Below are 17,402 nucleotides of genomic sequence, written 5' to 3' on the forward strand. Positions count from 1 at the left end.
ATATGAAGAAATTCCCTCAATATTACAGACTTTCAAAATCCGAATCTTTATTTGTAAGAGAACCATTATCCCGATTTAAAAACTTAGTTTTCTTATTTAAAGTCCTTTATAACTTCATTAATGCATTTCGAAAAATGCACTTTATCGGACCTTGTGTAACCGTTTTTGGCTCTGCTCGTTTTGGTCCGGAAACAAACCATTATAAAGATGCGGTAAAAATTGGTGCTAAGCTTGCCAAGCTAGGATTTACAGTAATGACAGGCGGAGGTCCCGGAATAATGGAAGCGGCAAATAAAGGTGCTTATGAAGCCGGCGGCTACTCTGTAGGTTGTAATATTGTTCTTTCTGTAGAGCAAAAACCCAATCCTTATCTCCACAAATGGATTTACATCCCCTACTTTTTTGTTAGGAAAGTAATCCTAATAAAATACTCTTATGCGTTTGTTGTAATGCCTGGAGGAATTGGCACTTTGGACGAATTATTTGAAGCATTAACGCTAATTCAAAATAAAATAATCAATAATTTTCCAATAGTAATTTATGATAAAAAATACCATGAAGAACTGATTCATCATATCCAAGTAATGTCCGAAAACGAAAGTATTAGCCCTGAGGATATGAAACTTTTATTTGTGACTGATTCTGTTGAAGAATTAATAGCGCACATAAAAAAACATGCAATCAAACAATTTGGTTTAAAGAAACAACCTTATAAATCCAAATGGTGGTTTGGAGAAAGAAGAAAATGATAAAAAACACTTAATTAAATTTACACTAAAACTCTTCTCTACTCTATTTCATCCACTGCTCAATAATTATTTATCCAACCATTTGTGCAGAATTAATTCTAAATTTGATTTAACTATTGGTTTAGAAATATAATCATTCATTCCAGATTCTAAACATTTTTCTTTTTCTCCTAATAACATTCCAGCAGTTAGGGCAATTATCGGAATGTTTTTTGCTTTTTTTAATTTTCTGATTTCAGCAGTTGTTTCATATCCATTTTTTATTGGCATTTGTATGTCCATTAAAATAAGATCCAGTTGCTCTTTTTTAAATAATTTTATTCCTTCAATTCCATTAGAAGCTTCAAATATTATACAATTAGGAACTATTTTTTTTAGAAGGGTTTTTATTAAAAGTAAATTAATATTATTATCCTCAACAATCAATATTTTAGTGGTTTTCAAAATTTCACCGGAAGAAATTTCATTTTCTGCTTTTAAATTATTTTCAATATTGCTTAATTCTATTTCGTGTTTTGACTTTTCAAGCTCAATCGTAAAGAAAAAATCACTTCCATGCCCATAATTACTAATTAGTTCTAATTTACTATTCATTAGACCTAAAAGTTGATTTGAGATTGTTAATCCAAGACCCGTTCCCCCAAATTGACGTGTTATTGAATTATCCTCCTGCACAAAAGACTGGAATATTTTTTCTTGATTTTGATGTTTTATGCCAATTCCTGTATCTTTTACAGAAAAATTTATGGCTGCTTTGTTTTTTATAGCATTGGATTTATTATAAATATCTAACTGAATTTGCCCTGCTTTTGTGAATTTTACTGCATTGCCAATTAAATTTACTAATATCTGTTTCAATCGTACGGAATCAGTAAATACATAGTGAGGCACATTTTCATCAATATTTAAAACTAAATCAATATTTTTCAAAGTTGCCTGATATTTAAAAAGATCTATAACTTGATGAGTCAGTTCAAAGAGATCAATTTCTTCTATATTTAATTCTAATTTTCCTGATTCTATTTTCGAAAAATCTAAAATATTGTTTACTATATCGGCTAATATTGTTGCCGACTCTTTTACCGTATTCATGTATTCCAACTGATTTTCGTCAAGGTTTGACTTCATCAACAAATCAGTAAAACCTATTATTCCATTCAATGGTGTTCTAATTTCATGACTCATATTCATCAGGAAATTTGACTTTGCTTTATTTGCTGCTTCGGCTTGATCTTTTGCTTTTGTCAATTCTATTTCTAACATCTTAAGCTCAGTGATTTCAATAAAGCTAGTTACTACTTCAATTAAATCGCCAAGATTATCAAAAACAGGAAAACCGTTTAATAAAAGCCATATAGTCTTTGTATTATCAGGTCGTTTGATTCCAATAATAAAATTTTTGATTGGTTTTTTCTGGCTAATAATTTGGCTTACAGGATAATTTTCAATTGGTAAAGCTTCATAATTTTCATTTACAAATCTCCATACCGGATTAATTGCTACTTTTCCTTTCATTTGATTTGTACTCAAACCAATCAATTCAGATGCTTTAGGATTAGATAAAATAATAGAAGTATCAGCAGCATGAACAATAATACCAACATCAATATTATTTAATAATCCACGATATCTCTCCTCACTGTCCTTAAGTGCTGATTCAGCTAATTTAAGTTGTGTAATATCTACAACAGAGATAAGCGCAAGTTCCCTGTCTTCGGTTACTATTCCTGTCAGATAAACATCCGTAATACAAGTATTCCCTAATAATAATTTAATTTCACAGCATTCTTTAACTGTACTACTAAATACATCCTCTAAAAAAAGATTAAAAACAGTTTTTGTATCATTGGAAACAAAAAATCCAAATTGGCTCCCTATCAATCGAGACCTTTCTTTGCCTAACATTTGAGATCCCGTTAGGTTAAGTGTTGTTACTTTCCCTGTTTTTGTTAATGTAAAATAGCCCGATGGTGCAAAATCGTATAAATCTGTATATTTTTCAATAGCAACTTCTGCCTGTTCTTTAGCAAGTATCAATTCTTCATTCTGCATTTCAAGTTCAATCTGATGCACTTCAAATTCATGAATGAGTTTTAACGTATCGGCCTCAGAAAGATTTGAATCTAATTTTAAGTCTTTCTTTTTTTGCAATTCCTCTGCTTTTTCCCGTAGAATTACCATGGCTTCTGATTTACTTTCTGTTTTTCTCATAATTTCCAACATTGTTAAATATTGCCATTTGTACTATATAGAATTGGAAAACTATTAATCGTAGACTTTTTTATTTTTCTCTTTTAGTTTAAACTTGGTATTTTGTGAATAAAACATTGAATTACCTTTTTATTTCCTACTTGATAAATTGTACTGGTAAAATCAATTTTTATTTTTCGTGTTTCCGCTATTTCAATTTCCATAGCATGATAATGACTAAATTCCTTTTTATTTAATTCTTTAAATTTCTCTATATTCGGAATAATATTTTTCAAAGATTCAATTTGCCAAATTTCTTTTCCAATACATTTTTCTTTTGATAGACCAAACAAATCAGTTGAATACGGATTTATATCAGTTATCCTTCCGGTTTCTGAATCCAGAAATAAAATTCCTTCTTTTACAGATTCAAAAAGATGCCTAAACCTATTTTCTAAAGAGACTAATGCGTCTTGAACCATCACTCGATCAGAAATATCACGAATAATACATTGCATCACTTTTATATTATTTACTAAGGATACATTACTTACAAACTCAACATTTATTTTTTTCCCCTTAGCTGTTTCAAGCGGTAAATTTTCATACCGGACAAATTCCTTCTTTTGCAATTCTAAAAATTTATCTTTATTGGCCACTATATCTTTCAAAGAACCAATTTCCCAAATAGATTTTTCAATAAATTGATCATGCGTATAGCCTAACATTTCAACCAAATAAGGATTCACATCCATAATCATCCCCGTTTCTGAATTAAGAATCAGTATTCCATCTTTTGCGGATTCAAAGAGACGACGGTACCGGTTTTCCATTTTTAGGGACTCTTCGGCTTGTTTTGCTATTGTAATATCTGTGAAAGTAATCACAAGTCCATCAATTCGGTCATCCAAAGTTCGATAGGGCATTATCCTTACGTAATAATAACGACCATCATTAGTCGCCACTTCCTTTTGGATAGAAGATAATGTTTTAATTACTCCTAATGCGTTACTTCCCATATCTGGGTAATTCAAATCACAAACTAAATCTGTGAAAGGTCTTCCCGTATCCGTTGCCCTTAATTTAAATATTTTGGTTACCGGATCCGTAAATCTGCGTATATTTAATTCCTTATCTAAAAAAAGAGTAGCTATTTCAGTACTATTGAGCAGGTTTTTCATGTCATTATTTGCCTGTTCAAAATCAACTAATTTACTTTGAAGTTCTGCATTAACTGTTTGCAATTCTTCATTTAAACTTTGTAATTCTTCTTTGGATGTTGTTAGTTCTTCATTAGTTGACTGTAGTTCTTCATTAGTCGATTGTAATTCTTCATTAGTCGATTTCAGTTCTTCTTGTGAGGTTTGCATCTCTTCACGAGTACTGTTCAAATCTTCTTTACAACGTATCAGCTCAGCTTCTAATTCTTTTTGTTTACCGGAAACACTTAGTTTTTTTTCTTTTAAAGTATTTACATTTGACTCAAAAATTCCAGTTACATCATTGAATACCAACATAATCATCCCTTTTAAAGCATCCGGACTTTCAATTTGTTGGAGTGTTAAATTTACAAAATATTTACTCCCGTTTTCAACTATTTTTACATTTTCGATTTTTACCGGATCGAAGCTTTGCAATGCCTTACGGAAAGCAGTTGGCAACTCATTTCTTAATCCTTCACGAGCCATTGCATGTATATTCCAATTTGCTTTACCAGCAACAGGCTCTAAATATTTTCCCGTTCTACCCGTAATATAAATAATATCACCTTTATTATTAACTAATATGCTTGCAGGTGAAAAACGCTGAAGCAAAATTTGATCTGCAAGGATTTGTATATTTTCAACAACCTTAGTTTCTTTCATAATGTCGGTAGTTAATCTTTTAATTTGGGAAAAAGAACTTGGGAAATTAGTAAATTCAGGAATTACCGATTTCGAAGTCCGTTTAAAAATTTTTAATTTGGTATCAATTACATCAAATCCTTTAATACTGCTTCCTATTGTCTCTGCTGTTCCCAGTACCATAATCCCACCTGGATTCAGACTATAATTAAATAACATTATTAATTTATTTTGTAATTGCGGCTCCATATATATCAACATATTTCGGCAAGTCAATAGGTCTAATTTAGTAAAAGGAGGGTCTTTTATCACATTATGAGGGGCGAATACAATCATTTCCCGAATGGAGGTATTCACACGATAACCTGATTTTTCAGTATAAAAAAATTTACTAATTCGCTCCGGTGACACCACTTTTTCTATATCAGATAAAAAGAACCCTTTTCTAGCTTTATCAATAGCAACTATATCTAAATCAGTGGCAAAAATCTGGAGTTTAATATTTTTATGTCTCCCTATTTTTTCTATAACTTCTTCAAAAACTATTGCCAAAGAATAGGCTTCTTCTCCTGTTGAACAGGCTGGTACCCATGTTCGAATAGTATATCCATTTGGTACTTCTTTCAACAGATTAGGAATAATTTCCTCTTTGATTTTTTCCCAAACAGCCGTATCTCTAAAAAAACCGGTTACACCAATTAATAATTCTTTAAAAAGTAATTCAACCTCTTTTGGATTTTCTTGTAAAAAACGGACATACGTTTGTATATTATCGATTTGATGTATGGCTTTTCTTCTTTCAATACGACGCATCAATGTATTTTTTTTATACATCGAAAAATCATGTCCAGATTGCTCACGCAGCAAAATTATAATTTTATCGATGCTACTTTTGCTTTTAACATATATCTCGGAATCCGTATTTATCTTTGGAAAGTATTTTAATAACGCTATCAGTTTAGCCGGTAATTCTTCTGCAGGAGCTACAATATCAGGAATTACAGCTTCAATTGCGTTTCGTGGCATACTATCAAATTTTGCCGAAGTTGGCTCCTGAACAAGTACAAATCCACTATTTTCTTTAATTACTTTCAATCCGTCACTCCCATCGGATCCCATTCCAGAAAAAATGATTCCAATACTTTTTTCTTTTCGGTCCAAACCCAAAGAGCGGAAAAAAACATCAATCGGTAATCGTAACCCTCTAGACTCAAGCGGTTCAAACAAATGCAGTTTCCCTTTTAGAATTGACAAACTTTTATTAGGTGGAATTACATAAACTGAATTTGGTTTTACTTTAAGTGTATCTGTTGCTTGTAAAACCTTCATTTGTGTCATTCTTTGAAGCAACTCTGGCATTATCCCAACATGTGTAGGATCCAGATGTTGAATGACAACAAATGCCATACCACTGTTATTTGGCATTTTTTCAAAAAATAATTCTAATGCCTCAAGACCTCCAGCAGAAGCTCCAATACCTATAATAGGAAAATCATTACTATCTGCCTCAGGCAAGATTGAATTTGATTTCAAATCTAAAACTTTGTCTTCCCCTATTAGACTGATTTGATTTTTGTTTATCATCACGAAATTAGAATTTTCTGTACCTTATTATTTGTTGGGTCGGATTTCTTTCGTCCTATTATCTCCTTATATTTTAGAAATATTTGTGTGGCTAAATTAATATGTTATTACTGATTTTATAGCTTTTTATAAAAGCAAAACGATTAAAATATTAGCAGCCTTAATCAAACAAATCAACATTATTTAACAATTGATTAACCTTTTTCAAAAAACAGATATTAATCCAGTACTAATCAAAATAATTTATCTACACTAAAAAGTATTTTTTACTATTGTTAATTAAATATTTAACTAAAATTAGGCGCAATCAATGTTAAATTTAGTGAAAATAAACTTTTTTTACAAATAAATTAAATTCAAAATCATTAAACAAACTAAACCTACAAACAAAAAAAGTGATTAAATTAATAACCACTTTTTTAAATTTCAAAAATAAAATTATTTTTTATGCAACCATTTGTGTAGCATTTTTTCTAAATCCGATTGAATAATTGGCTTTGGTAAATAATCATTCATCCCTGCTTCCAGGCATTTTTCTTTATCGCCTACCATTATTCCTGCGGTTATGGCAATTATTGGAATGTTTTCAGAATTTTTTAATTTCCTGATTTCCTCAGTTGCCTCATATCCATTTTTATTAGGCATTTGAATATCCATTAAAATAACATCCGGTTGTTCTTTTATATATTGTTCTATAGCCTCATTCCCATCCTTAGCCTCAAAAATAATACAATTAGAGACTATCCTTTTCACTAGGGTTTTTGCTAAAAGCATATTAATTTTATTATCCTCAACAATTAAAATCTTTTTATCGCTTAAAGTATCTGTGAGAATAATCGAATCCTTGTTAATTGTATTAGAAAGTACTGAATCTATATGTTTTTTATGGATTGACTTTTTAAATTTAATGACGAAGAAAAAATCACTTCCGTCACCATATTTACTAATTAATTGCAATTTACTGTCCATCAATGCCAAAAGTTGATTTGAAATAGCCAAACCTAATCCCGTTCCTCCAAATTTTCGATTCGTAGAATTATCTTCTTGTACAAAAGAATTAAATATTTTTTCATTATTATCTCCTTTTATACCTATCCCTGTATCTTTTACTGAAAACTTTATAGTTGACCAATTTTTATCAGAAGGAGAAACTTCATCTATGTCCAAACGTATTTCTCCAAAACTGGTAAACTTTATGGCATTACTCAATAGATTTACTATTATTTGTTTCAATCTTACGGAATCCGCAAGAATATATTGCGGGACTTTTTCATCTATATGAAGTGTAAGATCTATCTTTTTTTGATTGGCTTGATATTTAAACAAATCAATAACCTGATTTGTTAATTTGAAAAGGTTAATTTCTTCTATATCCAACTCTAATTTCCCAGATTCTATTTTAGAAAAATCTAATACATCATTGACAATTTCCATTAATGAAGTTGCTGATTCATTAACTGTAGTCATATACTCTGCCTGATTCTTTTTTAGATCTGACTTCATTAACAAATGAGTAAACCCAATTATTCCGTTTAACGGAGTCCTAATCTCGTGACTCATATTCGCAAGAAAATCAGTCTTGGCTTTATTAGCCGCTTCGGCCTGTTCTTTAGCTTTGACTAACTCCATTTCCATCATTTTTTGTTCTGTAACGTCAATGAAACTAATTACAATTTCAAATATTTCACCATTAGAATCAATTTCAGGAAAGCCATTAATTAAGAGCCATACCACATCATTCGTTTCCGGTCTATTTACACCAAGACGGAAATTTTTAATTGCTTGTTTATTAGTTACAATTTGGTTTACCGGATATTTTTCAATTGGCATAACAGAATTATCTTCATTCAAAAATTTCCAAGCCGAATCAACAACCGTTTTCCCTTTCATTTGACTATCAGTTAATCCTAATAATTCTGATGCTTTTTGATTATTTACAATAATAGAGGTGTCTGGAGCATGAACCACTATTCCTGCATCAAGATTGTGCATTAAACCACGGTATCTTTCTTCACTTTTTAGGAGTGCATAATCTGATTGTTTGGCTCCGGTAATATCACGAGAAAGACAGATAAAATGTATCTCATGCTCTTCGCTTTCTTGCATAGGTGCTATTGAAAGTTCAAACCAATGTAAGCCATCCGGTAATTCTAAAGAATATTGTCTCCCAGTAGAAAACCCTTTTTCTGCAGCTTCGCGTATTGCTGACAACCCCAAATTTGCAGCATCTGAGGGCAATACTTCCGAAAATGTTTTACCAAGGAAAAGCTCTGCAGGCAATGCTAATAAATCATCTCTACGGGAATGATAGTTATAAATTCTACCCTCAATATCAACTTCAAACAGTAAATCAGGAATTGCTTCTAATACAGCCTCCAATTTTTTGTGCATTTTCTTAAACTCGTCTTCGCTTTGTTTGCGTTCACTTACATTTCGCACTATTGCTACAATACGTTTATCAACAAGCATTTTAGCAGTAATTTCTACAAAAATCAACGATTTATCCTTATGCAGCATATTGCGTTCAATAAGAGTTTGCTGACCACTAAGTAATTCTTTTATCATTATGGGTCTCAAGGTGAGCTCATCAACGGTATATAAATCAGTTAATTTTTTTGTACAAAGTTCCTCTTTGGTATAACCAAGCATCATACATGCACTTTCATTAACTTCGAGTAAATTCCCTGAAACATCGTTAATAAAAATAGCATCTGAGGCTTGCTCTATAAGGCTGCGGTATTTTTCTTCACTATTAACAAGTTGTTCTTTAATATTTCTCAATTCAGTAATTTCAGTCATAGAGCCAACAAAACGTTTTGCTATTCCTGATTGATCTCTTATGATAACAGCACGGTCATAAAAGTATCCGTAACTTCCATCCCCTTTTTGAAAACGAAATTCATCTGACCATATATTAGTGGTACCTGCATAGGCTTCTTCAAGCTTATTAATAACTCTTTCCTTATCATCCGGGTGAAGTCTAGACCTCCATATTGCTTTATTATTGATTGTACTTGATTCACTACTGTTACCAAAATTAAAAAGCTCAATAAATGCTTTATTATTCCAACTTTGCCCAGTCAATAAATCTACTTCAGCTATAGCATCATTTGTCGCAATCGAAATTCTCTCAAATCGTTCATTGGCACTCTTAATTTGTTCCTCAGCTTTTTTGACATCAGTTAAATCTAAGCCCATTCCTAAAATGCATTTTTTACCTTCATATTCTATGACAAGTGAATTAATATAGTAAGGAATTTTATTTTTTATTTTGGTGTAAAATTCAATTTCAATTCCCGGTAATTTATTTTCAACTCGTTTTGATTTATTTTCTAATACAGTCTTTATTCTTATTCTAACCTTTTCTTTTTCCTTTTTATCAAAGAAATCAAGTGGAGTCATTTGGGCTACCTCCTCTTTATTGTAACCCGTTACATCTTCAAAATTTTTGTTCCATTTCACAAACTTACCGGATTCATCATAGAGATAAAAAACACCCGGAAGATTATTAATTATTGTTTCTGAAAGTTGTTTTTCTTTTAAAATTATATCTCCAGCAATTTTACGTTCTGTAATATCAGTAATTGTGCCTATATAACCCACAATCTGATTTTTTACATTTTTCTCAGGAATAGCTTGCCCCATTACCCAAGAAACTGAACCGTCCGGACGAACAAAACGATATTCTGACAAGGAGATTTCTTGGTTATAAGTTGCATTTTCCCATCCATTAAACAATATTTTTTTATCATCATCATGGACAGCTGCAAGCCAACCATTCCCTAACGCCTTCTCATAGGTTAAGCCTGAAATTTGACACCAACGGGGGTTAACATAGGTGGTGAGCCCATTTAGATCCGTACGAAAAATTCCTACTGGTGAAACTTCAGTAAGTGTATGATAACGTTGTTCACTTTCAATAACCGCTTCTTCTGCTTTTTTCCGTAAAGCTTCCTTTTCAAAAATCTCTAGCGCAAAAGCTACATCACCCGTTGCCTCTTCTAACAATGCTATTTCCTCTGCATCAAAAAAGTTTTTCTCATTGGCATAAAAAGAAAAAATTCCAATTACTTTTCCGAATTTTCTTATTGGCAATGCCATTAAAGACAAATATTCTCTATCTAATGCTTCTTCTCTCCATGGTAACATCATTAAATCGTTTTCAATATCATTGCAAACTACATATCTGTCTTCTCTAATTGCTGTACCACCGGGCCCTCTTCCTTCTGATATATTATTATTAATTGAAATCGTTTTAATAACCGAAAGATACGCTCTATCTTCACCGGCTATCATCACAGGAGTAATATTTTTAGTATCTTCATTAATCATTCCAATCCATGCCATTCTAAACTTTCCTAAGTCAACAGCTATAGTACAGGCCTCTTTAAAAAGAGTTAGTTCGTCAGTTGTACGAACAATCATTTGATTTATCTGGCTTATAAATAAATAAAGTCGATTTGCTTTAATAAGTTTTTGTTCAGCCACAACCCTTTCGGTGATATCAGTAATTATTCCATGACAAATCACAGTTCCTTCTGGTTCAACTACTGGCAAAGAGTTCATTTCATGCCATACCAATCCTTTTATGGGGTGCATGTAACGGTATTTACCTTTGAGAGGAACCAACTTAGACTTGGTTTCAATGATACTCTTCATTACAAAATCTAAATCATCCGGATGAATTAATGAAAAAACGGTATTGGTATCATATTCAATGTCTTCATGAGTAAGGCCGTAAATTTCTTCAACAGCATTACTGGCATAAGGATAAGATAAAGAGCCATTTTTATTTTGACGCATCGAATAAATTAGACCCGGGGAAGTAGCTGCAATTTTAATAAACTTATCTCTTTCTACTCTTAAGGTTTCAATAACTTTTTTACTCTCGGTAATATCTTTAACAAATCCCAGAAAACGATTTTCCGAAAGTTTCACAGCTTCCACTGACCACCATCTAGTTTCCCCCTTTTTATGAATTGCTTCAATTTCTTTTTTTGCTATTCCATTATTCAAAAGATTTCGGAATTCCTTAAAGTAATCCTCTACAGATTCTACAGAAGACAAATCGCCAAACTTCATCATTAATAGTTCCTCTTTAGAATAACCAGTTAACAGTGTAGCTGCAGGGTTTACATCCAAATAATGTCCATTTTCATCTAATACAAAAACTCCATCTGGCGCACTTTCAATATAATTTTTAAACTTAGCATTGCTTTCTTCTTCAATTACTTTTAGTTTATAATCAATTTCAGCTTTTTCTTTAGCTTTAATCTCAACTTCAATTAATTTTTTCAAACTAACATCTTGAGTATTAGCCCTGATTCCAAATACATTCCCATTATCATCTAATAACGGAAAAATAGTTTGGTTAAACCACTTTACTTTTTTGTCAAAAAAAGTAGCCTTTTGTTCAATTTCAAAAGGTTTTTTGTCGATTCTTAATTGTGCTATTTTTTCTTGAAATAACGCTTTATCTTCTTTAGAGAAATTATTTAGATATTCTTGGAATAAATCTTGATCTTTCTTTTTTTCAATTTCAAAAATAGCATACAATTCATTAGACCAAAGTATTTCTTTAGTGTTAAAATTGAATTCCCAAGTGCCCATTTTGGCATTTTTTTGAGCATCATTTAGTAAGTTTTCGCTTTTAATTAATTTTTCTTGGGTATTTCTTATCTCTGAAATATCTTTTCCTATTGCATAAATATTTCCAGAAGAAATGCTATTTGCAGTCCATTGAATAGTAACAAATTCACCATTCTTTTTTAGGAATCTATTCTCATAATTTATTGAAGGTATACCTGTAGAAAGTTTTTCAATCTCTTTTAATGATCTTTCAAGATCATCAGGGTGCAAAAGATGGAGTAACGAATTATTAAGTAATTCTTCTTTTGAATATCCTAAAATTGCAACAAAAGCGGGATTTATCTCTTTGAAAAAAGCATCAATTCCAACAATACATACTAAATCAGCAGACTCTTCAATAAAAAACTTAAAACTAGCTAATGATTCTGCTTTTTTTTGTAATTGATCTATCTCTATCTCCTTTTCTTTCAACTTATTGAGCAGATCGTTATATGTATCTTTCTCTTCTTTCATACCCCTAAAATTCAAATATTAATCAATACTATTACAACTCTTAAATGTAATAAAAATACCCTAACAAATTAATATATTATTTAACAACTATTTACATTAAATCTTTTTATAAAAAACAATTAAAATCAATCACTTTATCCAATGTGAAATTAGTTACTGACTGCGCATTTTTGCAATTTATCTTTACTTCATCAATTAGATAAAACAATTGTGAAGAAAATATACGTACTACTCTTAGAAATTCTTTTCTTTCATACTTTAGGATTCAGTCAGGAAACGTTGAGTATTTCTAAGAAAAAAATTTGGAAAAAAGCTTCCAATAAAAACCTCTAAATCAATATTTTAAATTAATACAAACAGATTACTGACAATCAAATTCGTTATTCTTACCAAGCATTTCAGCTTCAGATACTGCTGTTTCAATTACAAATTCTTTAATGACTTTTGGTTTTTAACTTAAATCAGTAAATTTTAAAAGTAGCTGATTCATATCCTTATACAATAGCTTAAAATTATTTTAACAAAAAAATAACACACATTTGTATATACAAATATAAAAAGTGTTACATTTGTACCGACAAATGAGAAAGATAAAGGCATGAAAATTGAAGATGAAATAAAAAGTACAGTAGCATTGGACATTTCAAAAAAAATTACTCTGAATATTTTATACACTCAAAATGTTATCACAGATAATTTTAATGAGATATTGAAGCCTTATGACATATCCGGAGAACAATATAATGTATTACGAATATTAAGAGGCCAAAAAGGGAATCCGGCAAATATGTGTTTAATACAGGAACGTATGTTAGCCAGAACGAGTAATACTACTCGATTAGTAGATAAATTATTATTAAAAGATTTTGTTACTCGAAATGTTTGCCCCGAAAACCGAAGAAAAATTGAAGTTCTTATTACTCAAAAAGGATTAGACATTTTAACCGAATTAGACCCTAAGGTAATAGAACACGAGCAATTATTTTCGAAAAAATTAAATGCCGAAGAATTAGAAAAATTAAATTATTTATTAGAAAAATACAGAAATTAAATACATTAAAATTATGAATACTTTTTTAGAAAATCAAAACTGGAGATACGCAACAAAGAAATTTGATGCTTCCAAAAAAATAACAACAGAAGATTTAAATACTTTAAAAGAAGCCATTCGTTTGAGTTCATCTTCTTATGGATTACAACCTTATAAAGTAATAATTGTTGAAAATCCAGAATTAAGAGCTAAAATTCAACCAGCTGCTTGGGGACAATCTCAAATTGTTGAAGCTTCTCACTTAATAATTTTTGCAAATGATACTAACGTTGACGACACAACTATTGATAGTTATTTGAAAAATATTAGTGAGACAAGAAGCACTCCAATTGAAGCTTTGTCTGGTTATGGCGATTTTATGAAATCTAAAATTTCTACATTAGAAACTGAACTTAAAAACATTTGGACTGCAAAACAAACCTATTTAGCCTTAGGAAATTTATTGAATGCAGCAGCTGAACTAAAAATTGATGCTACTCCTATGGAAGGTTTTGTTCCAGCTCAAGTAAACGAAATATTAGGTTTAGATAAATTAGGCCTGAATGCTACATTGATTGCAACACTTGGTTATAGACACGAGGAAGACGCTACACAGCATTACAAAAAAGTTAGAAAATCACAAGAAGACTTATTTATCACATTATAATTACTAATTCAAAATTAAATATTAATCCAAAATCAAATTAAAAAAAATGAAAAATTTAAAATCAATTGCATTAGCATTAGTAGTAGTTTTATCTACAGTATCAATTTCAGCACAAACTAAAAAAGTTGATGCTACAAAAAGTACAATCCACTGGGTTGGTAAAAAAGTAACTGGACAACATGAAGGAACAGTAAACCTTAAAGATGGTAAATTAATCTTCAAAGGAAAAAAATTAGCTGGTGGTCTTTTTAATGTTGATATGACATCATTAACTTCAACTGATCTTACTGGGGAATACCTTGGAAAATTAAACGGTCACTTGAAATCAGAAGATTTCTTTGGAACTGAAAAATTCCCAACTTCAACTTTAGTTTTCAAAAAAGTAGTTGCTAAATCTGCAAATGTATATACTGTAACAGGTGATTTAACTATCAAAGGAAAAACAAATTCTATTACTTTTGATCTTGCAACAACAGCTAATTCAGCTACAACTGCATTGAAAATTGACAGAACAAAATATGATATTAAATATGGTTCAGGTAGTTTCTTTGACAATTTAGGAGACAAAGCTATTTCTGACGAATTTGAATTAACTGTTGCTTTGAAATTCTAATATTTTTTCAAAATAATATGACAGACCCCAACAAGTAATTGTTGGGTTTTTTTTTTGCAATCAAATGAATTTTTCATGATAATCAACAGTAAAACTTCAAAAAATATTGGAATGTGTGAATTCATTTATTAATAATTTTCAACGCTAAAATTAACAGTAGACGCAACTAATATATTGCCCATCAACACTCTAAAATTGAAAATGATTTTTGTAACTTTGAAAGTAACTAAATTTTAAAATAATTTATTTACTCTACATTGGGTTTTAACTTAAATAAATCATTATGAAAAATCTAAAAAAAATTGGCCTCATTTTACTAGTCCTTTTTACCGTAATAAAGGCAAATGGACAAACGAATAAAATTGATGTTTCTAAAAGTATCATTAATTGGGTAGGAAAGAAAATAACGGGTCAGCATGAAGGAACAATAAGACTAAAAGATGGGTATATTATTTTCAAAAATAATAAAGTGGTTGGAGGCGATTTTAATGCAGATATGAAATCATTATCAAATACGGATCAAACTGGAAAATCAAAAATAAAACTGGAAGGTCATTTAAAATCAGATGATTTTTTTGGAATAGACAATTATAACACTTCAAATTTAGTTTTCAAAACCATTGGCGATAAAGGCAATAACGTTTATGCTGTCACTGCTGATTTAACTATAAAAGGAGTTACTAATCCTGTAAAATTTGATTTAATTGTAAAAGGAAATACAGCAACTGCCGCTTTGAAAATAGACCGAACTAAATATGACATAAAATACGGTTCTGGCAGTTATTTTGATGATTTGGGAGACAAAACAATTTACGATGAATTTGAATTAAATGTTGATTTAGTGTTTTAGGCAAAATTTATTTAACAAAAAAGAATGAAATTTAATATTTTTTTTGGTTTTTTATTTTTGAATAATCGAAATTCATTTATATATTTGTCACAACAAAAAAATGATGAAAACAACAATAAACAATACTTGGTGGTGGAACAATTTACGTCAATCGTCGTGAACTAAGCTTCCTATAGTATTATTAAACTATAAATATGAAAGGCTTGTCATCACGACAGGCCTTTTTTTTGTGCCCATTTTATCACTATCACACAACTCTAAAAATTATACAAATTGAAACCTTTTATACTAAATACAAATTACAAGCAAATCCTTGCAGATACTATTACTCCAGTAAGTGTGTATCTCAAAATTCGTGATAAATTCCCAAATAGTTTGCTACTGGAAAGTAGTGATTATCATGGAAATGACAACAGCTTTTCTTATATCTGTTGCAATCCGATTGCTTCTATAAAAATAGAAAATGAAATTATATACAAGACCTTTCCTGATGGCAGTTTTGAGAAAATTAACATTGACAAAACAACCGACATTCCACAGGTAATTCAAGAATTTTCAGGTCAGTTCAAATCAGAGAAAAATGATTTCAAATTCATCAATAATGGTTTGTTTGGGTACATTTCATACGATGCTGTTCGTTATTTCGAAAAAGTAACGATTGCTAAAAAAGACAATAGCATTTCTATTCCTGATGTTTATTATGCAGTCTACCAAAATATTATTGCTATTAATCATTTTAAAAATGAAGCTTATATTTTCTGTCACAGTTTAGACGGAAAAAATAACATTTCAGAAATCGAACAATTATTACAATCCCGAAATATTGCATCTTATAAATTCTCTAAAGAAGGAGATGGTTTTTCAAATTTAACAGACGACGAATTCAAGCATAATGTGGCTTTGGCCAAAAAGCATTGTTTCCGTGGAGATGTGTTCCAATTAGTTTTATCCAGAAGATTTACCCAAGGCTTTAAAGGCGATGAATTCAATGTGTACAGAGCATTGCGAAGCATCAATCCTTCCCCTTATTTATTCTTTTTTGATTACGGGGATTTTAAAATATTTGGTTCTTCACCAGAAGCCCAAATTATTGTAAAAAATCGTAAAGCCGAAATTCATCCTATCGCAGGAACTTTCAAAAGAACTGGTGATGATGAAAAAGATGCCATCCTTGCTAAAGAATTATCAATAGACAAAAAAGAAAACAGCGAGCATGTCATGTTGGTGGATTTAGCCAGAAATGATTTAAGCAGAAATGGCCATAATGTCAATGTTGAAAAATATAGAGAAGTACAGTTTTTCTCGCATGTTATTCACTTAGTTTCAAAAGTGACAGGACATTTGCACCCAAGCGCAACAACGATGCAAGTCGTAGCCGATACTTTTCCTGCAGGAACATTAAGCGGTGCTCCAAAACACCGAGCGATGCAACTCATCGAAGATTACGAAAAAACGAATAGGACTTTTTATGGTGGTGCTATCGGTTTTATGGATTTTGAAGGTAATTTTAATCATGCCATTATGATTCGTACTTTCCTTAGTAAAAATCACCAATTGCATTGCCAGGCCGGAGCGGGAATTATAGCCAGCTCTGATGAAGAAAGCGAAATGCAGGAAGTATATAATAAATTAAGAGCATTAAATGCCGCTCTGGATTTAGCGGAAACAATTTAAATCCCCTCCCCGACCCTTCCCAAAGGGAAGGGAGCCAAATCTAAAAAAATTAGCAACTTATAAAGTTGCAAATAAAAATAATAATTAAAAACCCTATTT

At 30.8% G+C, this 17,402-nt stretch carries 9 protein-coding genes; 6 read left to right on the forward strand and 3 right to left on the reverse strand.

The window, feature by feature from the left end:
- Positions 1-2: 2 nt before the first annotated feature.
- Positions 3-749, forward strand: coding sequence for an LOG family protein (locus ACM55H_RS03700; RefSeq protein WP_416835228.1), 747 nt, complete (start codon positions 3-5; stop codon positions 747-749).
- A 66-nt stretch (positions 750-815) separates the two neighbouring features.
- Here ACM55H_RS03700 and ACM55H_RS03705 read toward each other — a convergent pair whose 3' ends face one another.
- The 3 genes from ACM55H_RS03705 to ACM55H_RS03715 all read right to left on the reverse strand — a co-directional run bounded on the left by ACM55H_RS03705 (position 816) and on the right by ACM55H_RS03715 (position 12,469).
- Positions 816-2,960: a PAS domain-containing hybrid sensor histidine kinase/response regulator gene (locus ACM55H_RS03705; RefSeq protein WP_416835229.1), complete on the reverse strand. Its 2,145-nt coding sequence runs from the start codon at positions 2,958-2,960 to the stop codon at positions 816-818.
- 83 nt (positions 2,961-3,043) lie between these two features.
- Positions 3,044-6,367 (reverse strand): chemotaxis protein CheB, encoded by a 3,324-nt coding sequence (locus tag ACM55H_RS03710; RefSeq protein ID WP_416835230.1) that lies wholly within the window; start codon positions 6,365-6,367, stop codon positions 3,044-3,046.
- Positions 6,368-6,805: 438 nt separating this feature from the next.
- Positions 6,806-12,469 carry a PAS domain S-box protein gene (locus ACM55H_RS03715; RefSeq protein WP_416835231.1) on the reverse strand — a complete coding sequence of 1,888 codons (5,664 nt, stop codon included), beginning with the start codon at positions 12,467-12,469 and terminating at the stop codon, positions 6,806-6,808.
- 598 nt (positions 12,470-13,067) lie between these two features.
- On the opposite strand from ACM55H_RS03715, the gene ACM55H_RS03720 reads away from it, so the two are divergent.
- The 5 genes from ACM55H_RS03720 to ACM55H_RS03740 all read left to right on the forward strand — a co-directional run bounded on the left by ACM55H_RS03720 (position 13,068) and on the right by ACM55H_RS03740 (position 17,303).
- The gene (locus ACM55H_RS03720; RefSeq protein WP_416835232.1) at positions 13,068-13,520 is read left to right on the forward strand and encodes a MarR family winged helix-turn-helix transcriptional regulator; all 453 of its coding nucleotides are present in this window, start codon (positions 13,068-13,070) and stop codon (positions 13,518-13,520) included.
- A 13-nt stretch (positions 13,521-13,533) separates the two neighbouring features.
- Positions 13,534-14,166, forward strand: coding sequence for an NAD(P)H-dependent oxidoreductase (locus tag ACM55H_RS03725; RefSeq protein WP_039109685.1), 633 nt, complete (start codon positions 13,534-13,536; stop codon positions 14,164-14,166).
- A gap of 46 nt (positions 14,167-14,212) precedes the next feature.
- Positions 14,213-14,779 carry a YceI family protein gene (locus ACM55H_RS03730; RefSeq protein ID WP_039109683.1) on the forward strand — a complete coding sequence of 189 codons (567 nt, stop codon included), beginning with the start codon at positions 14,213-14,215 and terminating at the stop codon, positions 14,777-14,779.
- A 283-nt stretch (positions 14,780-15,062) separates the two neighbouring features.
- On the forward strand, positions 15,063-15,629 hold the full coding sequence (locus ACM55H_RS03735; RefSeq protein ID WP_416835233.1) for a YceI family protein: 567 nt from the start codon (positions 15,063-15,065) through the stop codon (positions 15,627-15,629).
- Positions 15,630-15,902: 273 nt separating this feature from the next.
- A complete protein-coding gene (locus ACM55H_RS03740; protein ID WP_416835234.1) occupies positions 15,903-17,303 on the forward strand; it encodes an anthranilate synthase component I family protein in 1,401 nt (466 codons plus the stop codon).
- Positions 17,304-17,402: the final 99 nt, after the last annotated feature.

The sequence above is a fragment of the Flavobacterium cryoconiti genome (assembly GCF_048158645.1).
GTDB lineage: Bacteria > Bacteroidota > Bacteroidia > Flavobacteriales > Flavobacteriaceae > Flavobacterium > Flavobacterium cryoconiti.